The sequence below is a fragment of the Solibacillus sp. FSL W7-1324 genome (assembly GCF_038008025.1).
Classification (GTDB): domain Bacteria; phylum Bacillota; class Bacilli; order Bacillales_A; family Planococcaceae; genus Solibacillus.
On record NZ_JBBOYH010000001.1, the window covers coordinates 2,136,516 to 2,158,895 of the forward strand.

General features: G+C 39.5%; 22 protein-coding genes. 2 read left to right on the forward strand and 20 right to left on the reverse strand.

Annotation, left to right across the window (positions count from 1 at the left end; genetic code table 11):
• Positions 1 to 379: 379 nt before the first annotated feature.
• Positions 380 to 613 (forward strand): DUF2627 domain-containing protein, encoded by a 234-nt coding sequence (locus MKY71_RS10555; RefSeq protein ID WP_340732554.1) that lies wholly within the window; start codon positions 380 to 382, stop codon positions 611 to 613.
• 105 nt (positions 614 to 718) lie between these two features.
• On the opposite strand, the gene MKY71_RS10560 is transcribed toward MKY71_RS10555, so the two are convergent.
• The 3 genes from MKY71_RS10560 to MKY71_RS10570 all read right to left on the reverse strand — a co-directional run bounded on the left by MKY71_RS10560 (position 719) and on the right by MKY71_RS10570 (position 3,596).
• On the reverse strand, positions 719 to 1,441 hold the full coding sequence (locus MKY71_RS10560) for a glycerophosphodiester phosphodiesterase (RefSeq protein WP_340732555.1): 723 nt from the start codon (positions 1,439 to 1,441) through the stop codon (positions 719 to 721).
• A complete protein-coding gene (locus tag MKY71_RS10565; RefSeq protein WP_340732556.1) occupies positions 1,441 to 3,012 on the reverse strand; it encodes a DUF342 domain-containing protein in 1,572 nt (523 codons plus the stop codon). The genes MKY71_RS10560 and MKY71_RS10565 overlap by 1 nt, the downstream gene beginning before the upstream one ends.
• Positions 3,013 to 3,161: 149 nt before the next feature.
• On the reverse strand, positions 3,162 to 3,596 hold the full coding sequence (locus tag MKY71_RS10570) for a hypothetical protein (protein WP_339171705.1): 435 nt from the start codon (positions 3,594 to 3,596) through the stop codon (positions 3,162 to 3,164).
• A gap of 353 nt (positions 3,597 to 3,949) precedes the next feature.
• Here MKY71_RS10570 and MKY71_RS10575 point away from each other — a divergent pair, with 353 nt between their 5' ends.
• Positions 3,950 to 4,423 carry a DNA polymerase III subunit alpha gene (locus MKY71_RS10575; protein ID WP_339171707.1) on the forward strand — a complete coding sequence of 158 codons (474 nt, stop codon included), beginning with the start codon at positions 3,950 to 3,952 and terminating at the stop codon, positions 4,421 to 4,423.
• A 108-nt stretch (positions 4,424 to 4,531) separates the two neighbouring features.
• Here MKY71_RS10575 and spo0A read toward each other — a convergent pair whose 3' ends face one another.
• The 17 genes from spo0A to MKY71_RS10660 form a co-directional block, all read right to left on the reverse strand.
• Positions 4,532 to 5,323, reverse strand: a complete 792-nt coding sequence (gene spo0A / locus MKY71_RS10580) for a sporulation transcription factor Spo0A (RefSeq protein WP_079527582.1) — start codon at positions 5,321 to 5,323, stop codon at positions 4,532 to 4,534.
• Positions 5,324 to 5,673: 350 nt separating this feature from the next.
• Entirely contained in the window at positions 5,674 to 6,597 is a 924-nt protein-coding gene (locus tag MKY71_RS10585) for a SpoIVB peptidase S55 domain-containing protein (RefSeq protein WP_339171713.1), read from the reverse strand.
• A 191-nt stretch (positions 6,598 to 6,788) separates the two neighbouring features.
• Entirely contained in the window at positions 6,789 to 8,480 is a 1,692-nt protein-coding gene (gene recN, locus MKY71_RS10590) for a DNA repair protein RecN (protein WP_340732558.1), read from the reverse strand.
• Positions 8,481 to 8,496: 16 nt separating this feature from the next.
• Positions 8,497 to 8,946 carry a transcriptional regulator AhrC/ArgR gene (gene ahrC / locus MKY71_RS10595; RefSeq protein WP_079527588.1) on the reverse strand — a complete coding sequence of 150 codons (450 nt, stop codon included), beginning with the start codon at positions 8,944 to 8,946 and terminating at the stop codon, positions 8,497 to 8,499.
• 271 nt (positions 8,947 to 9,217) lie between these two features.
• Positions 9,218 to 10,036, reverse strand: a complete 819-nt coding sequence (locus MKY71_RS10600) for a TlyA family RNA methyltransferase (RefSeq protein ID WP_339194821.1) — start codon at positions 10,034 to 10,036, stop codon at positions 9,218 to 9,220.
• A 6-nt stretch (positions 10,037 to 10,042) separates the two neighbouring features.
• A complete protein-coding gene (gene dxs / locus MKY71_RS10605; protein ID WP_339194822.1) occupies positions 10,043 to 11,938 on the reverse strand; it encodes a 1-deoxy-D-xylulose-5-phosphate synthase in 1,896 nt (631 codons plus the stop codon).
• A gap of 89 nt (positions 11,939 to 12,027) precedes the next feature.
• Positions 12,028 to 12,912, reverse strand: coding sequence for a polyprenyl synthetase family protein (locus tag MKY71_RS10610; protein WP_340732559.1), 885 nt, complete (start codon positions 12,910 to 12,912; stop codon positions 12,028 to 12,030).
• Between the two features lie 3 nt (positions 12,913 to 12,915).
• Entirely contained in the window at positions 12,916 to 13,143 is a 228-nt protein-coding gene (xseB, locus tag MKY71_RS10615) for an exodeoxyribonuclease VII small subunit (RefSeq protein WP_008404237.1), read from the reverse strand.
• Positions 13,140 to 14,498: an exodeoxyribonuclease VII large subunit gene (gene xseA / locus MKY71_RS10620; RefSeq protein ID WP_340732560.1), complete on the reverse strand. Its 1,359-nt coding sequence runs from the start codon at positions 14,496 to 14,498 to the stop codon at positions 13,140 to 13,142. The genes xseB and xseA overlap by 4 nt, the downstream gene beginning before the upstream one ends.
• Before the next feature lie 194 nt (positions 14,499 to 14,692).
• Positions 14,693 to 15,556 carry a bifunctional methylenetetrahydrofolate dehydrogenase/methenyltetrahydrofolate cyclohydrolase FolD gene (gene folD, locus MKY71_RS10625; RefSeq protein ID WP_339171732.1) on the reverse strand — a complete coding sequence of 288 codons (864 nt, stop codon included), beginning with the start codon at positions 15,554 to 15,556 and terminating at the stop codon, positions 14,693 to 14,695.
• A gap of 117 nt (positions 15,557 to 15,673) precedes the next feature.
• Complete coding sequence (gene nusB / locus MKY71_RS10630) at positions 15,674 to 16,060, reverse strand: transcription antitermination factor NusB (RefSeq protein ID WP_339171735.1); 387 nt, start codon at positions 16,058 to 16,060, stop codon at positions 15,674 to 15,676.
• A 191-nt stretch (positions 16,061 to 16,251) separates the two neighbouring features.
• Positions 16,252 to 16,518, reverse strand: coding sequence for an aminopeptidase (locus tag MKY71_RS10635; protein WP_340732561.1), 267 nt, complete (start codon positions 16,516 to 16,518; stop codon positions 16,252 to 16,254).
• A gap of 110 nt (positions 16,519 to 16,628) precedes the next feature.
• Positions 16,629 to 18,119 carry a glycerol kinase GlpK gene (glpK, locus tag MKY71_RS10640; protein ID WP_340732563.1) on the reverse strand — a complete coding sequence of 497 codons (1,491 nt, stop codon included), beginning with the start codon at positions 18,117 to 18,119 and terminating at the stop codon, positions 16,629 to 16,631.
• Positions 18,119 to 18,928, reverse strand: coding sequence for an MIP/aquaporin family protein (locus tag MKY71_RS10645; protein ID WP_339194839.1), 810 nt, complete (start codon positions 18,926 to 18,928; stop codon positions 18,119 to 18,121). The genes glpK and MKY71_RS10645 overlap by 1 nt, the downstream gene beginning before the upstream one ends.
• Positions 18,929 to 18,946: 18 nt before the next feature.
• Complete coding sequence (locus tag MKY71_RS10650; protein ID WP_340732565.1) at positions 18,947 to 20,587, reverse strand: glycerol-3-phosphate dehydrogenase/oxidase; 1,641 nt, start codon at positions 20,585 to 20,587, stop codon at positions 18,947 to 18,949.
• A gap of 170 nt (positions 20,588 to 20,757) precedes the next feature.
• Positions 20,758 to 21,162 carry an Asp23/Gls24 family envelope stress response protein gene (locus tag MKY71_RS10655; RefSeq protein ID WP_339171743.1) on the reverse strand — a complete coding sequence of 135 codons (405 nt, stop codon included), beginning with the start codon at positions 21,160 to 21,162 and terminating at the stop codon, positions 20,758 to 20,760.
• 132 nt (positions 21,163 to 21,294) lie between these two features.
• Positions 21,295 to 22,368 (reverse strand): mechanosensitive ion channel family protein, encoded by a 1,074-nt coding sequence (locus MKY71_RS10660; protein ID WP_339171744.1) that lies wholly within the window; start codon positions 22,366 to 22,368, stop codon positions 21,295 to 21,297.
• Positions 22,369 to 22,380: the final 12 nt, after the last annotated feature.

Sequence of the window (22,380 nt, forward strand, 5' to 3'; positions counted from 1 at the left end):
AAAGCGCTTACTTTCTCGTATATTATTAAAATCTGTTAATTAAAGATAATAAATACTCAAATTTGTATAATTTTATTATCGTTATTTTTACAATACTTATAAATCTAAAAGGATGCAACTAGAAATCCCTAATTTAACTTAAATTAGAATATTCGGACAATTTTTAACCAAAAAAACACCTAAAAAATAGGCGAAATTTCAAACATAAAAATTATTTTAAAATAGTAATCGTAGGTTAGTTGAGGTGATCCATTATTTCCATTCTATGAATCTATACCCGAATATTGACTTTCTCTGCCTGCATTGTAAAATTAAGTGATACTAAAATAATCTGTGATATTGATTCATTCATTGTTTTTTAAGTGGAGGAGGACTGTAAATGGCACGCATGGCTGCATTTATCGTACTAGTCATTCCCGCAATTTTAATGGCAGCCGGGATAAAATTTATGCGAGATACATTATTCGGTATTTTAATTTCACCATTTCCATGGATTTGGTTACAATTCGTCGTTGGTGCCCTCTTATTTGCCGTTTCATTTTTATTTTTCGCAGGCTTTTTACTGCACCGCGATCGCAAGCGCGGCAAAGTTTCGCAGCGTTGGCAAAAATAAGACCGTAAAGAAAAAAATCAAATTTCTTTTTAAAAGGAAATTTGATTTTTTTCGTATATTCAATTTGCTAAAAAAAATAAAAAGGAAATTAACCCCATATTGAGATTAATGTCGATTCATCTGTGCTTCCTGGACTAAATGAGGAAAATCCGTAATCCACCCTTTTACAATTGAATGCGGATTTATAAGAAAGGACTCATTGCCCTGGATTCCGTAAAAACGCATGCCGATATTGGCTGTTTTACAAGCCTCTAAGTATTGGCCTTTATAATAACGTTTATGTGCATGGATCGCATCGTAGAAATTCTGGTCTGCTAATGTGGCCCAATAGAATTTTCTCGTAATAATGTAACCTGTTTCGATGTCAGGGCGAATCTCTTTCACAATTTTTAACAGCGAATCATGGAATGATGAAAAATGGCTGTTTTCAGGTAAATGAATCGTTTGCAGTAATTCCTTCAAAACATGCTCATTCGTTATTAACGACTCTTTCAGCTCCACATTCAACGCCATATTTTCTTCATTTGCCCATTCCAGTACATCGGCAAAGGCAATCATCCGGTCACGACGAAACATCCGTTTAAACCGCGGACCTAGTTTATAATGAATCAGTTCATCATAGGAGCATTGATTGACCATTTTGTTAATACCGGCCAGCCTCTTTAAGTCATTGTCATGAAACACGACTAAAATACCATCATTTGAAACTTGGAGATCCAGTTCAATGCCATCTGCCCCAAGTTCTTTCGCTTTTTTAAAGGCGGCAAATGTATTTTCTAAATGAAAGCTCGATGCCCCTCGGTGGGCAAAAATGGGTATGTTATTCATTACACATTCAACTCTCCATTTTCTATTAAAAATCGTCCATTTGTGATAGACGTCAAAACAGTGGACTTTTTGCCGATCTGTATATATGTACCAGGATATGCTTCTTTCATCACGTGTATCTCTGCTTTATTGTCTTTACGCAAATCGCTCATCAATTGTTTGATTTCACGATCTACATTAAGCGCGGTTTCTTTATTGGAAGCGAGCTTTTGTTTTGAGAGCTCCAGCGCCTCCAATTGTCGTTGTGTTAACGTATGTATAACAGGAAGGATCCGTTCTATTTGTGTTTCCAGCTCCACGATATCTTCCTGCATTGATTTTAGCAGCGATGCCTTGTACTGGATGGTTTCAAGACTTTGCGCTTTGTTTATACTATTGATGATCAGTTCAGTCGGCCTTTCCAATCGGTTTCCTGAACATGCCGTTACGATGGTACTCTTTGCAATTACCGTTCCACCGATAATTTTCCCTTTTCGTTCATCAACTAAAACGGAATGTGCCGATAAATTAGAACCTAATGAATAAAATCCAATATTCAGATTTCGACCTGCGACAAGATGGGCATCATTCACATGTTTCACGAAAATATCACCGCCAGCTTCTACTCGTGTTTCTCCTAATCCGAATATGCCTCCGCGAATAAAAATATCGCCATCTAAAGACTTAATCAGTTTCGCTCCGGATACACCTTCAGGATGTTCGATTGAAATATCCCCGTTTGCAACAACCGAAAAGCCTGGCTGGACGGTTCCTTTTATCGAGACAGATCCATTAAACTCAATATTCCCGGTTTCAATGCCCACATCGCCAACAATCGGTAAATGGTGATTAACACTGACCATCCCTTCATGTTCTTCAACGACGCCGCTTATTTTCGAACGTAGTACCGTTTTACCATCTTCTTCAACTTCAAACGCCGATTTATGGTCATATTTTAACGGTAAGTCACTTCCCCATGGGGCAGGTATCGATTCTCCACAAACATTCATTCCTGGAATACCTGGCTGTGCATGGATTTTCTCACCTAGCCATTCGCCTTCTTCAATTTCATAAATGAAGTTCATATCATAGTAATCCGCTTTGCCATCTTCTCTAATGACCGGTTTTCGCTCAGGTAGTTCCAAATAGATGATTTGTGCATCTTCCCCTTTGACAGGTGGCGTACCTTGCGCAATCAATGTTGCTTTTGCAGTAACAATGTTCTCCAAGTTCACATTTAAAATTCCATGTATTATGTTCGCTTCAGCTAAAAGTTTCTGAACCCTTTTCTGAATAGATTGCACGTTGTCTTTTATATACTCCGCTGTCTCGTATACAAAAAGCGAGGCAGACATTTTATCCCTGGAAATTTCGATTACAATCGATGGCAGCCATATACCGATTTCAACAGGGGAATCACTCACTTCATTTAGTCCCTTTTTTAATAAAGCGAAATTCGTAAGTTTGATTCGAGGATTTTGGCGCACAACCGTTTCAAAGTCTTTTAGCATAAAACCTGGCTTTTGGGTTTGCAAGTATACTTTTCCATCATTTTTTATTATTTTGAAAAAATGATTTTCATGAATTACCATACCATTCCACCTCCCCCTACATTACAGTATATACATTTTTTTGATTTTTGTTTAGTTAAATATTGGAGTATGAGAAGGTTTTTAAGCATTCCCTTTAAGTGGAATATAAATCTTCTGTCTCATAAGTTCTAAATGCTTACAATATATTATTATAGTGAGCGCTGGAATTGGAGTAAATTATGATACATATCTGATAAGTCTTTCAAATACCTTTCATCCTGTGTTTCAATAGCCCTAAGTGTTCGATTGATCATTAAAATATCTAGTTCGATTGAATTGGTTAAATTTTGATGGTTAATATTATTTTCGATAATTTCATTTCTTATTGTGCCAAGCTCATGTAAATAATTTTCCAGCTCCTTTTCCATATTTTGAAGCTGTGTATTGCTTAATGTACCAAGCAGCAATATATCGTTGTAACACGTCTCACGTTGAACATGTAATTCTTCTTTATATTTTTTCACAACCTCATCAGGAGAATTGGCCGTCGTTGTATGGGATGCATCAGAATCTTGCGGAAATTCTACAAGCAGAAAAAATGTCAGGACGCCGAGAAGAATCATTAGAAATTTCCATCGTTTCATTTTTCATCGCTCCTTATTGTTGTCCCCCTATTCTACTGCGTATTTATATTAATAATATGAAATTAACATTAAAATCCTATGACAACAAAAAAAGTGTCCAGCATCCGCTAGACACAAAAAGAATAATACGTTCTCAAACATACTATCCAAAGAAAGGAGGTAAAACGAAGACGAAGAATTTCTTAGCCTTGCTATTTAATTTTACCCGTTGTTATTTTTTGTTAAACGTAAATTAAAATTTTTTATTCGCTTTCTATGATTTACAACTTTTATAGTGTTACAAAGTCTAAAATTTCTATTTTCAGGTTAAAATACTCATAAATTACCAATGAATGTAAAAGGATGATTATGAAATGAGTGTTATTGTACTTGATAACAAAAGGCTTTTTCTTAAAAGGATAAAAAATTACGAGGTGAATACCGAAAAAATTTATTATAGAAATGAAAAAGCAGAAGAAAGATTACTTTTTCTGTTCCTAATGAATGAGGAAGAACTCTGGAGTGAATACAAGTTCGAATATTTATATATTAAGATGTTTGACGGCAATGAATTCAAGTATTTTTCAGATAAAAAGTTACTTAATATTTTGAAGAAAATGGAGAAATATTTTGAAGATGTCGATCTAAGCGAGATAGAAGATTGCTCTTATGATCGTTCGGAAGACTGTTACTTTGTAAGTGAAGATTTAAAAGAAATGCTTGAAAATGATGAGCACCTCGCGAAAGCTGTGGATAGTTACGTAATAATTAAAGATACCTTCATCTTTGTTGATGAAGACATCTCAACTATCGTAAGTAGGATGGATAATTCTTTTGGTACCGTATAAAGAAATATAAAAGCCTTCTTAACTATAGAAAGGTAAGAAGGCTTAATTATTAAAATAATAATCTTGTAATAGAATAAGTCCAGTGGCAAATTGCATGCCTACGAATAATTAGCTCGCTACCATCTCAATACGGATTTTGTCAGCGATCATTGCAATGAATTCTGAGTTCGTCGGTTTTGATTTCATATGGTGTACGGTATAGCCGAACAGTTCCGAGATGTTCTCATAGCTGCCGCGGTTCCAGGCTACTTCAATGGCATGGCGAATGGCACGTTCCACACGTGACGGGGTTGTCCCGAATTTTTTCGCGATTTCCGGATATAAAATTTTTGTAACCGAGCTTAACAATTCAATATCGTTGTAAACCATCTGGATCGCTTCACGTAAATAAGCGTATCCTTTTATATGTGCAGGTACACCAATCTCTTTGATGATGCCTGTAATCGTTGTATCCAATAAACGTGTGTCCATTTTAGCAGGTGTACTCGTTGATAAAACCGGTACACGTTTTTCCTGTTCAACTTTCTTTCCTGCACAATGCAGAATTTTTTGAACAAGCTGCTCAAATTCAAAAGGCTTTAACATGAAGTAAGATGCACCGAAATTCACAGCCTGCTTCATAACATCTTCTTGGCCAAAAGCAGTTAGCATAATGACTTGAGTCTGTGTATGACGCTCATCGTTATACATCTCTTCCAATACAGCAAGACCATCCAAATGCGGCATAATGATATCCAATAGCAGCACATCGATTTTATGCTCTTCCAGCATTTTAATACAGATTTTACCGTTAGACGCTGTTGCAACAATTTCAATTTGCGGATGATTCGTAAAATACACTTCCATCATTTTAACTAATTCGCGATTATCATCAGCAATCGCAATTTTCACCTTTGACAAACAAAATCCCCCTTTTATAATTCTATCTCTTATATATTCATTACAATGGCAAATTGTATGAGCTTTCTTACAAATGTCCAAACTTCTTGTGTAATACAATTGTAACAAAAATGAGCGACAGTTGTCTTTCGTTCTCTCTTATTTTGCATTGTCTTTTAGAGAAGTTTCGACAGAATTACTAAATTTCCTTTTCTTTCATAAAAAATAAGTAACAAGTAGTACCTTTTCTCTGTTTATCGACAAGGAAATATATGGTTCATCATTTGTCGATTAATCATCATGTACTATTGTAATGAAAAAAGCAAAAAAAGACTACACTTTATTAAAAAGTATAGTCTAAAGTATTTTTATTACGGGCTCTTTTTCAGCATTTCAATAACAAGAATACCGGCACCTTTTGTTGGTTCTTCGATAAACATATGTGTTACCGCACCAACGAACTGGTTATTCTGTATAATAGGACTTCCGCTCATCCCTTGAACAATGCCGCCCGTTTTCTTTATTAGACGGTCATCGACGACATTGAAAGTAAACGTATTATCCGTTTGTTTGTCAATTTCGATATCGAACAAATTGACCTCTTCCCCGTCGATTGCCGTTAAGATTTGTGCTTTTCCCTTTTTTAACTCATTTGCATGTATAATTTCCAGCGGAGGATGCAAACTGTCATGTAATGATTGTTTCCAATTACCAAAAATTCCGTATACATCATTGCTTTTTACTGAACCGAGTGGCGTTTGCGATTTATCTACAACTGAAATTTTGTACCCTGGCTGTCCAGGCGTACTTTTCTTCACTTGTGAGATAGATGCTTCAAAGATTGCACCATCATTGAATTTCGGAGGTTGCTTCATTGTAGAGTCTACAATTTGATGTCCAAGCGCTCCGTACTCCATCGTTTCAGGATCGATATACGTTAACGTTCCAATTCCATCTGTTTCACTTTTTAAAAATGGTTTTAAATGCACCAGTTCATGAGCTGATACGTTGATCTCTCGTTGTTGCTTCCCATTTTCAACGGTCAGTGTAAATGATTCGCCTTTGCCGGCAATGTCTTCTAACTGGCTCACTTTTTCACCATTAAGTTCTAAAATATGTTCTCCCTTTTTCAACCACTCACTATTTTCCAATAATACGTCCTGTGCAACCATTACATAAGGCATCTCCAACTGAACGCCAATTGAATGGCCCATTGGAATTAATGATTTCCCCAATACTTCTATTGGTGATAACATAAAAAGCAATGCAACGAGTATCGACCATTTTTTAATCATCATTCACCTCCTCTATGCGCTTACTATGTGAAAATTTGACGGAGTTATGAACGGAAAAATTTTGTTGATATGAGGAAAAATTAGAATGTATCCTCTGTAATCCTTGTTGCTTCGCGACCTTGAAAAATATACGTTACAAAAAATAAAAAACCGTCGAAAATTTTTTTATTTTCAACGGTTTTTTTGTCTATTTAATTCATCGTTTCTTTACGTTCATTGGCCATATGGATTAATTCGGAAGCATGTTGTAATGTCAGGTCTGTAATTTCGGCCCCGCTCATCATGCGACTGATTTCCACAATGCGTTCTTTTTCTTCCATTTCCGTAATCGACGTAAATGTGCGATTATGCTCTACTTGCTTTTTAATATAGTAGTGATGATCCGCCATTGCGGCAACTTGCGGCAAGTGAGAAATACATAATACTTGCGAATTGACTGAAATAGCAGCAATTTTTTCTGCAATTGCCTGAGCGACACGTCCGCTTACACCCGTATCGACCTCATCGAAAATAATCGATGTAATGCCATTTGATGACGAGAAAATCGTTTTAAGCGCCAGCATCATCCGCGAAAGTTCCCCGCCTGAAGCAACTTTAGGCAGCGACTTCGGTGGTTCCCCAACATTTGTTGAAATGTAGAATGCGACAAAATCCTTGCCGTTTGCATCCAGTTGATTAAGCGGCTCGAATTTAACGATAAACTGCGCTTTTTCCATATGCAGCATCCGCAGCTCATTCATTATGGCATCACTTAGCTTAATGGCATTCTCTTTACGGATCGTCGTCAACTGATCTGCAATTTTATTAAGATCGGCTTCCATCTTCGCCAGCAATTGTTCATTTTTCTGCAATGTTTCATCACGGTTCATAAGCTGGCTTAACTCTTCTTCGATTTTTTCATGATACGTTAAAATCTCTTCAACTGTCGTACCATATTTACGTTTCATAGTTTGGTATAAAGCAAGACGCTGCTCGACCTCGTTCAAGCGTTCCGCATCATACTCTAAATCATCAAGCACATTTTTCACTTGATATGCCGCATCCTGCAATGCATAAAAGCTCGAAGTAACCGCTTCAGAAGCCTCTTTGAAATTCGAATCAAGCGCGACAATGTCTTCCAGAGCATTCATCGCATTCCCGATGAAATCCAGTCCTGTTCCATCATCGGAAATGGCTGAATACGCAATGTTCGCACGTTCAAATATTTTATGGAAATTCATCAAACGAAGACGTTCTTCATCCAGTGCCTCTTCTTCATCAATTTTCAAACCGGCCTGTTCCAGCTCCTGTATTTGGAATTGATATAAATCGATGCGCTGTGCCATCCGCTGCTCGTCCATACTCAGCTCGGCCACTTCTCTTTTCAATTGGCGGTACGCTTCATACGCTTCATCGTACTTCGCTTTCACCGGCTGAAGCTCATGATGTGCATAATGATCCAGTAAATTGATATGGAATTTTTCATCCATCAGCTCCTGATTTTCATGCTGCCCATGAATATCGATTAAACTGCCGCCAATATCCCGTAAAACCGATAATGGAACAAGTTTGCCGTTCACCCTGCAAACACTCTTTCCTGAATCATGCAAATCACGTCTTAAAATAATCGTATCTTCCTCTGATTCTATCCCATGTTCTTCGAGTTTCGCAAAAATCGGATGCTGACTATTATCCACATGGAATAAGCCGCCCAGTTCCGCTTTTTTTTCTCCATGGCGGATAAACTCGGTAGACCCTCGTCCGCCAGCCAATATATTAACCGCATCAATAATGATCGATTTTCCGGCACCTGTTTCACCTGTCAAAACAGTCAGACCTCCGAAAAAACTAACGGTTAAATCATCAATAATAGCAAAATTTCGAATGCTTAATTCTCTTAACAAACCATTCCACCTCGGTTTACAGCATATCTAATAAGCGATTTTTTATTTCTTCACGTTCGTCCTCTGTTCGACACATGATTAAAATCGTATCGTCCCCACAAATCGTTCCTAATATTTCAGACCAGTCCAGATGGTCCAACAATGATCCGATTGCATTGGCATTCCCCGGCAATGTTTTCATTACTAAAAAATGTGACGCTCCATCAATCGAAACGAAAGCATCTGCCAACGAACGATGCAATTTTTGAATTGGGTTGAAGCGTTGGTCTGCTGGTAAGCTATATTTATAACGACCGTCCTGTAACGGTACTTTTACTAAATGCAATTCTTTAATATCACGTGAAACCGTTGCTTGAGTGACATTGTAGCCGGCATTTTTCAGCTGGTCGACTAAATCGTCCTGTGTCTCGATTTCGTTATTTGTAATAATATCACGGATGCGTATATGGCGCTGTCCTTTGTTCACAAAAGTCACCTCATTAAAATGTATAGGAATATATGTATATTTACACTACCATTTGCATAAAGGAAAAACAAGAAAAAACCGTACATATGTTCAAAAATCCGTTTTTTTCGACTATTTTCTCCATAAAAAAGAATGTAATCAACTTCAATTTTCGTATAAAACTTGGTCATTAGTATAAATAAAAATTCAATTTACAATGCTTCATTAGACCGTCGCAACTTAATCAAAAAAGCACAAAACAAATCCAAAAGAATCTGTTTTGTGCTTTTCTTTATTTCAGCTGCATATGCGCTTCTTTTACGACTTGCTCGAAGTTTGTGAAGGCTTCTACCTCTTCACCGTCATGCGGATTATACAAGTGGAATAAAAATTCAATATTCCCTTCCCCGCCCGTTATCGGTGAAAACGAAGCATCCTTGACAACAAACCCGATTTCCGTTGCCATTTTAGCTGTTTCTTCCAAAACGGCTAAATGGACTTTCGGTTCACGGACAATTCCTTTTTTCCCTACATTTTCACGACCTGCTTCAAATTGCGGTTTTACGAGTGCCATCACATCGCCACCAGGCATTAAAACCGTTTTTAATACAGGCAGAATCAACGATAGCGAAATAAATGAAACATCGATAGTCGCGAAACTTGGTAAACCTTCTACTAAATCTTCCGGCTTTGTATATCGGAAATTGGTTTTTTCCATAACCGTTACACGCTCATCCGAACGGATTTTCCATGCAAGCTGGTTCGATCCGACATCCAGTGCATAGCAATGGCGCGCACCGTTTTGCAGTGCACAATCCGTAAATCCGCCTGTAGAAGAGCCGATATCAAGCATTAGCTTACCTTCTACAGATAGATCAAAAATTTCAAGTGCCTTTTCCAGCTTCAGTCCGCCTCGTGACACATATTTTAGCTGAGAGCCTTTTACTTGCAGCGGTGCATCGATTTCGATTTTTTCCCCTGCTTTATCTATGCGGATTTCGTTTGAGAACACGAGACCAGCCATAATCGAGCGTTTTGCCTTTTCACGCGTCTCACATAAACCGCGTTCTACAAGCATTATATCTACTCGTTCTTTTTTTTGCTTTGTCATTCTTTATTAAACCCTATCCGACTGTTTTTTCGGTACAAGCTGTGTAATACGTTTTACCGCTTCTTCAGCTGTCACGTTTATTTCTTCCAATAATAAATCAACTTCACCATGCTCGATAAATTCATCCGGAATCCCGATACGCTCAATTTGAACATTACGGTATTTCTTATCGATTGCAAATTCCAGCACCGCACTACCAAATCCGCCTTGCAGCAATGATTCTTCAATTGTTAAAATCGGCAGGTTTTCCTGCATAATTTCATGCAGCATCCCTTCATCCATCGGTTTGATGAAACGTGCATTCACAACGCGTACATCAATACCTTGATAAGCCAACTGTTCCGCTGCCTTCAATGCCATTGGAATCGTTGTACCGAATGTCAGAATCACTGCATCCGTACCTTCACGCAGCACTTCCCATGAACCGATCGGCAATGCTTTCATTTCCGCATCCATTTCAACACCTAAGCCATTGCCGCGAGGGTAACGAAGCGCGATTGGACCATCATTATATTCAAGTGCAGTTTTTACCATATGCTGACCTTCATTTTCATCTTTAGGCATCATCAATACGATATTCGGAATATGACGTAAAAACGATACATCAAATACGCCTTGGTGTGTTTCGCCGTCCGCGCCAACAAGGCCAGCACGGTCAATACCGATGAATACATTCAAGTTCGGGCGTGCAATATCATGCAGCACCTGGTCATACGCACGTTGTAAAAACGTCGAATAAATTGATAAAAACGGTTTCATTTGTTGTGTTGCAAGACCTGCCGCCATTGTAGTTGCATGCTGTTCGGCAATCCCTACATCAAAGAAGCGATTCGGGAAGTCTTTTTGAATGCCTTCCAGTTTTGAACCGACAGGCATTGCCGGTGTAATCGTTACAATCCGGTTATCTTCCTTCATGCACTTACGAACCGATTCTGCGACTAGGCTGCTCCACGCAGGACCTTTTGTTGAAGATTTTACGAAAGCACCAGTTTCCATTTTATATGGACCCGTACCATGCCAAGTACCGATTGTATCGTCTTCGGCAGGTTTGTAGCCTTTGCCTTTTTTCGTCAATACATGGACAAGCACAGGACCCTGTACTTTTTTCGCATATTCCAATGTTTTTTCCAGTGCTTCAAAATCATGTCCGTCAATCGGACCTAAATATTTGAATCCTAATTCCTCAAAGAATACACCTGATACAACTAAATACTTTAGGCTGTCTTTTACACGTTCAGCAGTAGCGGCAAGTTTGTCGCCAACCATTGGAATTTTGTGAATTAATGATTCCAAATCTTCTTTTGCACGTGAATATTCTTTTGCCGTGCGCAGACGTCCTAAAACGTCATGCAATGCCCCAACGTTCGGCGCAATCGACATTTCGTTATCATTTAAGATAACGATCATATTCGTTTTTTCATGACCAATATGGTTCAATGCTTCCAGTGCCATACCGCCTGTCAGTGCACCATCACCGATAATCGGTACAACAAAGTTTTTGTCCCCTTTAATATCTCTCGCCGCAGCCATACCCATAGCTGCAGATAAAGAAGTGGAACTATGCCCTGTTTCCCACATATCGTGTTCACTTTCGACAAGCTTCGGGAAACCGCAAAGTCCTTTAAATTGACGCAATGTGTCAAATTGACTTGCCCGGCCTGTTAAAATTTTGTGGACATATGCTTGATGCCCGACATCCCATAAAAATTTATCCTTTGGACTGTTAAAAGCTTTATGCAGTGCAATCGTCAGCTCAACGACACCTAAATTCGGGCCAATATGACCACCCGTAATTGAACATTTTTCGATCAGAAAAGCGCGAATTTCTCCAGCCAGCGCTTCTAGTTGCTTTTTATTCAAGTCTTTCAAAAAGGATGGACTAGAAATTTTAGTTAAATCCATCTCATCCACACACCTTTTCATCAGTTTATTCACCGTTGTGATTTTTCTATTATATCAATGTACAACACAAGACAAAAGTTTAACACATTTTAGTTACTACGTCTCACAATATACTGTGCAAATTGTCGAAGTAATGTCGTATCGATGTCGATTTTTTGCAATGCATCAATCGCCAGCTCATAATGTTCATTCAGCTTTTGCTTTGCACCGTCTAATGTAAGTAAAGCAGGGTATGTACTTTTTTCGCTTGCTACGTCTTTTCCTGCTGTTTTCCCTAGCTGTTCCGAAGTTCCCTCAATATCTAAAATATCATCTTGGATTTGGAAGGCTAAACCGATATGGTGCGCATATTCCACTAATGCTTTTCGGTCAGAACTACTTGCATTTGCCAGCACGGCACCTGCTTCAATACTAAAACGAAGCAATGCACCTGTTTTATTTACATGAACCGTTTCAAGCTCCTGTAAATTTAATAGACGCTTTTCTCCGTCCATATCTAGTACTTGTCCGCCGACCATTCCTTCAGCACCTGCCGCAATACTTAACAGATTGACAAGTTCAATGCGCTTTTCTGCAGATAGATTATTTAATCGTGCGATGACACCAAATGCCAATGTGTTTAATGCGTCTCCCGCCAAAGTGGCCAATGCTTCACCGTATACAACATGGTTTGTTGGCTTGCCGCGGCGCAATTCATCATCATCCATACTAGGCAGGTCATCATGGATTAATGAATACGTATGGATCATTTCAACAGCAGCGCCTAGTGAATAACTTGCTTCAAGAGACTGATTGTACATTTCGCAAACCGCCACAACAAATAATGGACGAATTCGTTTGCCTCCTGCTTTTAATGAATACAGCATCGATTCTTTTAAATGTGCCGGTGCTTGTATCGATTCAACGAGTTCGTACATTGTCGTTTCGAGCTGCGGTATATTAAGATCAATAAACTGCTTTAACGTGTTTTCCATCAGTTAGTCTTCTCCATTTCCTTGTTGGAAAGCTTTCTTTTCACCATCTTCTCCAACGATTGAAATTAATTGCTGTTCTGCATTTTGCAGTGTATCATGACAAAGTTTTGATAGTTCCATGCCCTTTTTGTAAAGGTCAATTGCTTCTTCCAGTGGAACATCTCCTTGTTCAAGCTTACGTACAACTTCTTCTAATTCTGTCATTGCTGTCGCAAATGTCGGTTTTGTCACTTTGCTTCCCCTTCCTTTTGCACATGCTTTTTCTCAATTTTCGCTTCTGCAGATCCATCCTGAAACGTCACTTGGATCACGTCGCCTTTTTCCAGCTCGTGAACTGATTTTACTACGTTTTCCTCTTTATATGCCACGCTAAAGCCTTTACTCATTAATGCGAGCGGATTTAACGCCTCCAGCATACGCAGCTGATTAGTAAAAGCAACCTTATTTTGTGCGAGCTGTTGCTGCATTCGATTCGTTAATGTTTGCGTACGGTGTTCAAGCTGCTGTTTAGCGGCAGTTAACTGATGTACCGGCGAATACAGTTTCATCTTGCTGTCTATTGACTGCAGTTTTGATTTTTCATTCAACATATAAAGTTTCGTTGCATTTTGCAGTGATAAATCCACCTGAACAAGTCTTTCAATAAAAGGACGATATAATCGCTCAGGTGTTGCAATCGGATAGGAATTTTGCAGTTTAGTTAAGCGATTGCGTTCGAAATTAAGCTTTGATGTCATCATTTGATGAAGAATCGACTGATGATGAAGGATTTGCTGATACAGCTGCTGCTGGTTCGGAACAGCCAGTTCTGCCGCAGCAGTTGGTGTCGGTGCACGCAAATCGGCAACAAAGTCCGCAATCGTCGTATCGGTTTCATGGCCGACAGCACTAATGACCGGAATACGGCTTTCAAAAATAGCCCGTGCAACAATCTCTTCATTGAATGCCCATAAATCTTCAATCGATCCGCCACCGCGTCCAACAATGAGTACATCACAAAATCCGTGGCGGTTCGCTAAATATATATTTTCAGTAATATTTGGTGCTGCGCCTGCGCCTTGTACGAGCGTCGGATAAATTAAAATTTCAGCCTGTGGATAGCGTCGGGTAATCGTTGTGCAAATATCACGAATAGCGGCACCAGTCGTCGCAGTTAACACACCGATTGTTTTCGGAAATTGCGGAATCGGCTGCTTAAAATTCGGATTGAATAGGCCTTCTTTTTGCAGACGTTCCTTCAACTGATTAAATGCGACAAACAATCCGCCAATCCCGTCCGGCTCCATTGTCTGGGCATAAAGCTGATATGCGCCGCTTGCTTCATAAACATTCACATCGCCTCGTATAAAAACTTTCATCCCTTCTTCAGGTTTAAAAGAAAGTTTCGAAGCCTGTGAACGGAACATCGTCGCGTTTATCCGCGAACTGTCATCTTTCAGCGTAAAATAAATATGTCCTGAACTATGTACTTTTACATTTGAAAGCTCTCCCGTTACGTACACATCACGTAAATGCGGATCGGCATCAAATTTTCGTTTAATATATTTTGTTAATGCTTTTACGGATAAATAAGAATTCGATGTCATAAACGTATTGCTCCTTTACGGTAGATCTTTTTTCGTATATGTAGTTTTGGTAAGACCAACAGATTTAACAGTTGGTTGTTCCTAAAGTAAGGCGAAAAAAGTAGTATATTTAAATTTAAGCTTCCCTTATTGTACCCTATAAGCTAAAAATCACGATTTTGATCTACATCAAAATCGTGATTTTTGAAGTTAGATTAATTCTCTTGACGTTCTAACTCTTTTTCAGCTGCTTGTACTGTGTTTTCCAGTAACATCGTAATCGTCATTGGACCAACTCCACCCGGAACAGGTGTAATATGTGATGCGATTCCTTGTACATCGTCAAAGTCGACATCACCGCATAAACGATTGTCCTGGTTACGGTTAATCCCTACATCAATAACAACCGCGCCTTCTTTAATATGCTCGCTTGTAATAAAGTTTGCACGACCAACAGCCGCGATTAAAATATCGGCCTGTTTCGTAAAGGAAGGTAAATCCGGTGTTTTAGAGTGTGTATACGTTACGGTAGCGTCTTTTTGCAACAATAGTTGTCCCATCGGTTTCCCGACGATATGGCTGCGTCCTACGATGACTGCATGCTTTCCTGCAACATCTATTCCCGCATGTTCGAGCATTTTCATAACCCCATAAGGAGTACATGGCAAGTATGTATCCTGTCCAAGCATCATTTTTCCTACACTAATCGGTGAGAATCCATCCACGTCTTTCTCCGGAGAGATCGTTTGGATGACTTTATCCTCGTTGATATGTTTTGGTAATGGAAGCTGAACGAGAATACCGTGAATCGAAGCACGTTCGTTTAATTCACGAATTTTTTCTAGTAAAGCCTGTTCTGAAATTTCTTCAGGTAGTTTGACAAGTTCCGAATACATCCCTATTTGCTCACAAGACTTTTGTTTGTTTGCGACATATGTTTTGGATGCAGGGTTGTCTCCTACTAAAATAACAGCTAAACCGGGAGTGATCCCTTTATCTTTTAGCGCTTGTACTCGAGTAGCGACCCCTGTTCGAATTTCTTGACCGATCTCTTTACCATTAATTATTACGCTTGACATGTTGTTGCTCCTTCCAGTGATTACGACAATCGGAAAGGCTGCCTGCTGCTTGCTATGACAACCTACCAGTTAAATCTTGATATATTAATCTTTATAGAATTGAATACATTTATTGATTTATTGCTCAGTAAATTTCGAAAGTACACCATTGACGAACTTGCTTGATTTGTCGTCACCGAATGTTTTTGAAAGCTCGATTGCTTCGTTCATAATAACTTTGTTTGGCGTTTCTTCTGCATATAATAATTCATATACCGCTAAACGCAAAATTGTTCTTTCAATTTTTGGCAGACGACTGATCGTCCATTTTTCTAGGTTTTTTTCTAGCGCTGCATCAATTGCTTCGAGATTTTCAGTTGTCCCACGAACTAATTGCTCCAAAAAGGCATTCGATTTTTGCTCTTCTTCAAGAACATGGCCGATCGCCTCTTCTATTGTTAATTCTGTGCTGTCTAACTGAAACAAAGCTTGTAACGCTTTTTGACGCGCCTCTGTTCGTTTCATAAATAATAGCTCTCCTTCATAAGTAGCATTACTTGTTATCATAGCATATTTTGCAAGGCATCGCACAGTTTGACAGAAAAATTTTAGCTGTAAAAAGAGATTTTTGTATTCTTCCTTAAAATGGTGAAATTTGCGATAAAAAAACGACATGTTTGAGATAAATCAACATGTCGTCTTTATACTTTTTGGCTCTAATTATTCTGTAACGGTATCATCAACGTACCTGTTTCGCGCTTTTCGTTTCCTGATTCAGGGAACTCAAATAGGTACGTAATTTGTTCAGCTGTTTCTTTTAGTACGTAGAACTGGAAATGCTCCATATTTTCCAGGAAATAACGGATGTCTTGCATCGCCATCAGCTCTCCGACTTCTTCATAGTGTGACAATGCTTGCTTAAAGTAAGCGCTAATCAACGTTAAATCTTCTTCATTTGCTATACGAATATAATCATTGCTCATATCATTTTAACTCCTCAACTAGATAATGACCTATTATAGCATAATTCAATTAGTGATTAGGAATCTGCTACCAAACGATTTTTAGATCATTGATTTTCTAGTAAAATTTATTACTTAAATGCCTGTGCAGCTTTAACGGCTTTGTGCCATCCAGCGAACAATGATTCACGTTGTTCTTCATCCATTTCCGGCTCAAATTGACGATCAAGTTGCCAATGCTTTTGCACTTCGTCTAGATTCTCCCAGAAGCCGACAGCAAGTCCAGCTAAATAGGCTGCTCCGAGTGCCGTTGTTTCATTGATTGATGCACGTTCAACAGGAACGTTTAAAATATCCGACTGGAACTGCATTAAAAAGTCGTTCATAACCGCACCACCGTCAACGCGCAGTGTTTTTAAATCGATGCCAGAATCCGTTTCCATCGCTGACAGTACATCGCGTGTTTGATAGGCTAGCGACTCCAATGTCGCACGGATAAAGTGTTCTTTCGATGTGCCGCGTGTTAAACCAAATACCGAACCACGCACCTCACTATCCCAGTACGGTGTCCCTAATCCGACAAATGCCGGGACAACGTACACACCTTCTGTATCTTTTACACGAGCTGCATAGGCTTCACTTTCGGAAGATTTCCTAAACATACGTAGCCCGTCTCGAAGCCATTGAATCGCTGAACCAGCTACAAATATACTCCCTTCAAGTGCATAGGTCACTTTTCCGTCATAGCCCCAAGCGATTGTAGTAAGTAGACCGTGCTCGGATTTTACCGCTTCCTCACCTGTATTCATCAGCATGAAACAACCGGTACCGTAAGTATTTTTTACCATCCCTTTTTCATAGCAAGCCTGACCGAATAATGCCGCCTGCTGGTCTCCGGCTATACCAGCGATTGGTACCCGATGACCAAAGAAGTGATTACCTGCGATTTCACCATATATTTCAGAGGACGGTTTCACTTCCGGAAGCATGGATGCAGGAACACCTAAAATGTCCAGCAATTCCTCATCCCATTTTAAATCGTAAATATTATACATTAATGTTCTCGATGCATTCGAATAGTCCGTTACATGAACAGCCCCTTCTGTCAGCTTCCAAATAATCCATGTATCAATCGTTCCGAATAACAGGTCACCCGCTTCCGCCTTTTCACGCGTTCCTTCAACATTATCCAAAATCCATTTTACTTTCGTCCCGGAGAAATAAGCATCGATAAGCAAACCTGTTTTATTGCGGAACAGCTCATTATGCCCTGCTTCTTTTAAAGAGTCGCAAATATCCGCAGTTTGACGTGATTGCCAAACAATCGCATTATATACAGGTTCCCCCGTATTTTTATCCCACACAACCGTTGTCTCACGTTGGTTTGTAATCCCGATCCCTTCGATTTGTGACGCCTGGATATTATTTTCCGATAATACTTTGGCAATTACGGATAAAATCGAACTCCAAATTTCTTTTGCGTTATGTTCAACCCAGCCCGATTTCGGAAAATATTGTTTAAATTCCTGCTGTGCTATATGAACAATATCCCCTTTTTTATTGAATAAAATGGCACGTGAACTTGTCGTACCCTGATCTAACGCCATAATATATTTTTCCATTATACGATCTCCTTTTTAGCGGCTTTGGATTGTGTAATAAATGCAACGACACAAATGACAACAAATAACGTTGTAAAGAGCCAAAATGCCACGGAATTTTCATTTAAAAAGAATTGTTTGTAAAATAATGCCCCTGTTACGCCACCAATAATCGGTCCGACAATCGGTACAAAGGCATAAGACCAGTCCGAATCACGTTTACCTGGTATCGGTAAGAAGAAATGCGCGATACGGGGTCCTAAATCACGGGCAGGGTTGATGGCATACCCTGTTGGTCCACCTAAACTCATCCCAATCGCAATAACGATAATACCGACAAGCAACGGATTAATACCGTCCGCCAATGAATTACCGCCTAATGCCAAAATCCCTAATAATAATATAAAAGTACCGATCATTTCTGTTACCATGTTCGCCAATGGATGACGAATGGCAGGAATTGTAGCAAATACAGCCAGTTTTGCATCTTGGTCTTTCGTTTGAGACCAGTGCGGCAAATAGGCAATATATACGATGATTGCGCCAATAATTGCCCCTAAAATTTGTGCAATAATATACATCGGAACATCCGCCCACGGGAAGTCACCAATTGTTGCAAATGCTATTGTCAATGCAGGGTTTAGATGCGCACCACTGATTCCGCCTACAGTATATGCCGCGATTGCTACGGCAAAACCCCAGGCGATCGTAATAACGACCCAGCCGCTATTTTCCGCTTTGGAAAATTTCAGCAAGGAACCAGCAACAACCCCGCCACCTAATACAATTAAGATCATTGTTCCTACTAATTCTGCTAAAAATGTTGACATTCCCTTCGCCTCTTTTCACTAAGTCATTGTTACGTTTTGTAGTTCCTGTTCTAGTTGATCTGTATGCTGCTGCTTTTCTTCAGCAGTCCAGTTGAGGTAGTCGCTCATTTCATCAATTACATGCTGTTTATATTGTTTTACCAGGTGGATATTAAATAATAGCGCACCGGTACGACGAACGAAAAAGTCACTCGGCGTACATGCAGATTCCTCGTTGATCGCATAGTACAGCTGACCGTAAACAATCGGCGGCAAGTTACCTTTCGCCTGTTTAATATAATCGAATACTTTATCAACATTTGTACCGTAAAATTTCGCTAAATAACGGCTTTGCTCTTCTGTTAAACCAAGGTCCTGGCCTTTCACCGTACGTTTTTCAACAAACGATTCAAAAAACTTCGAGCCGCTCGTTTCCCCACCCGAAATAGGAAGATTTTTTGTAATCGATTTCCCGTATTTCAGCTGGTATTCATCGTTTAATTGTTTTACGACAAGGTCGACAATTTTTTCCGCCATTTTACGGTAGCCAGTCAGTTTCCCGCCAGCAATCGTAATAAGGCCACTATCCGATTGCCAAATTTCATCTTTACGTGAAATTTCCGACGGTCCCTTACCTTCTTCATGGATAAGCGGTCTCACCCCTGCCCATGCCGACTCGATTTTATCATCTGTCAGCTGAAGTTGAGGGAACATGTAATGAATCGCATCCATAATATATTGTCGATCCTCTTTCGTTACCTTTATGTCTGCAGGATCCCCCTCATAAAAAGTATCTGTTGTCCCTACATACGCTTTGCCATCCCGCGGAATCGCAAAAATCATCCGTCCATCTTTTTCGGTATCAAAATAGATCGCCTGCTGCAACGGGAAATCATCTTCGTCGAAAACGAGATGCACACCTTTCGATAAAATAAGATGCTTGTTACTAAGTTCCCCATCCAATTTGCGCACATCATCAACCCATGGACCTGCAGCATTGACGACTTTCTTCGCTCGGATCTCATATTGTTCACCAGTGAGCTGATCTTCCACCGTCACTTTAGAAAAGGCCACGTTATTTGCCTCAATCCCGACAACTTTCAAGTGATTCATTGCGATTGCCCCGTTGGCAACAGCTGCCTTCATTACTTCGATTGTCAGACGTGCATCATCTGTACGGTATTCCACATAAACACCGCCGCCAAGCAAACCGTCCTTTTTAATAAGCGGTTCCCGGGCAATCGTTTCATCTGCGGACAGCATAAAACGTCTTTCATCCTTTTTAACATTCGCTAAAATATCGTATACTTTCAATCCAAGCGCTGTCGAAAACGAACCAAATGTCCCTCCTTTATGGAAGGGAAGCAACATCCATACAGGAGTTGTTACATGTGGTCCGTTTTCATAAACGATTGCCCGCTCTCGACCAAGCTCCGCAACCTCTTTTATTTCGAATTGTTTTAAGTAACGGAGGCCGCCGTGTACAAGTTTTGTCGATCGGCTACTTGTGCCTTCCGCAAAATCCTGCATTTCTGCCAGCCCTACTTTTAATCCTCGTGTGGCGGCATCAAGCGCAATCCCAGCACCTGTAATCCCACCACCTATAACAAACAGATCAAAGGTGTCTTTTATTAATGTTTCTTTCAGTCGCTCTCTTGCATTTGCAGAAAAGTTTCCCATACCGTTTTCCTCCTTACCAAATGAAGCTTTTAATCTATACCCTATTTTCACCTTGTTCATATCCTAAAATTCACAAAAATATGAAAAAACATTCTAAATTAAATCCTTTATTTTTAAGAAAACAAAAAAACCGAGCATCAATTAAATGAACTCGGTTCCTGTTTATACAGTTATTCTGCGTCTTTTGAAGTTTCGAACTGAATCCCTGTAATGTGGATGTTCACTTCGCTTGTTTCAATGGCTGTCATATTTAAAATGGCTTGTCGAATCGTTGTTTGTACTTCTTTCGCCACTTTTGGAATGGCATAACCATATTTCACTGTGCAAAATACATCAATGACAATATTGCCTTCTTCAGACATTGCTGACTTGATGCCTTTCGAATGAACTTTTTTACCGAAACGTTCGGCAACACCTGATGCGAAATTTCCGCGTGTTGCAGCGATTCCATCCACCTCTGTTGCAGCGATACCTGCGATAACTTCAATTACTTCTGGCGCGACTTCAATCTTTCCTAATTCTTCTTTACCAACCGGTGTTGGTTGTACGAATGCTACTTGTTGTTTCTCAGCCATTTGCGATACATCCTCTCTTATGTAAACTAATGGATTTCTAACGCTTGTTACTTTAAATCCTTATGTTCAGTATACTACAATTACGCGTTGGATGTAGAACCGTTACGCCATATTTTCTAAATTTGGCGACGGTCATCCATTATTCCATGCATACTGACCGTCATTCGGATCAACAAGTTTAATGTCATACACTTCACAGTAATGTTTTGCCACAAATAATATTTCCTGACGAACCTCCAGCATAATGCCCGTATCATTTGTTTCAACAAAATATCGTATAAGAATACGACAGCTTGTCGGCATCAGCTCATCCATTGCCACATGGATGATTTTTTTCGAGATTTTCGGATGCAATGAAATTTGCTCTCGTACCGATTCCAAAAACTTTACAATGCTTTCCTCAGTATTTTCATTTGAAATATGGAGGAAATGCTCCACTTTTCTTTCGATCCGTGTCGACAAATTATAAATCGGTCGGTTGACCAAATACGAGTTCGGTACATAAACCGTTCCTTTATCGGAAGTTTGAATGACCGTACTGCGCAAATTTATATCCTGAATCGTGCCGTCAATTTTTTCATCTCCCGACATAACCCAATCCCCGATTTGGAATGGTTTATCCAAGGCAACACTCATACCGCCGAATATATGGGCGAGCGTGTCACGTATACCAAATGCGAGCGCAACACCTGTTAGTCCAATCGCAGTTAAAAACCCGTTTAAATTAAAGTTCCACAGTGACGCAATTGTAAACATCGCAATGACCATTACTGCAACTTTACTCATCCTTAGGAAAAACGGTGTTAAAATATCCTGATCTTTCCCTGTTTCAAATCGGTGGGGATTTTTCAAATAAAAACCGAGTACATCATACAGCGCTTTAAACGCAAAAAATACATACACCGAATCGATATAAATACCAAGTTTCGTATTATCAAACAGCCATACTTCGATTAATAGAGAAACCGCCATCACAATAAGGCTGAAAATAATGGCGTTACGTATTGATGGATACACACTTTTCGTTATGTCTCCAAAAACGGGATGATTTTTTTTATTGAACAAGTCCGCGATTTTAAATAACAGCGGCCGTATTACGAATCGAATGATGAGTAAACCGGCGACGATTATTGCTGCAGCCGCCAGACCATCTGCTACAGTTGGTGCGGTAACAGACGGAATTAACCATTTTATCGATTCCCACATAACAATCACCTT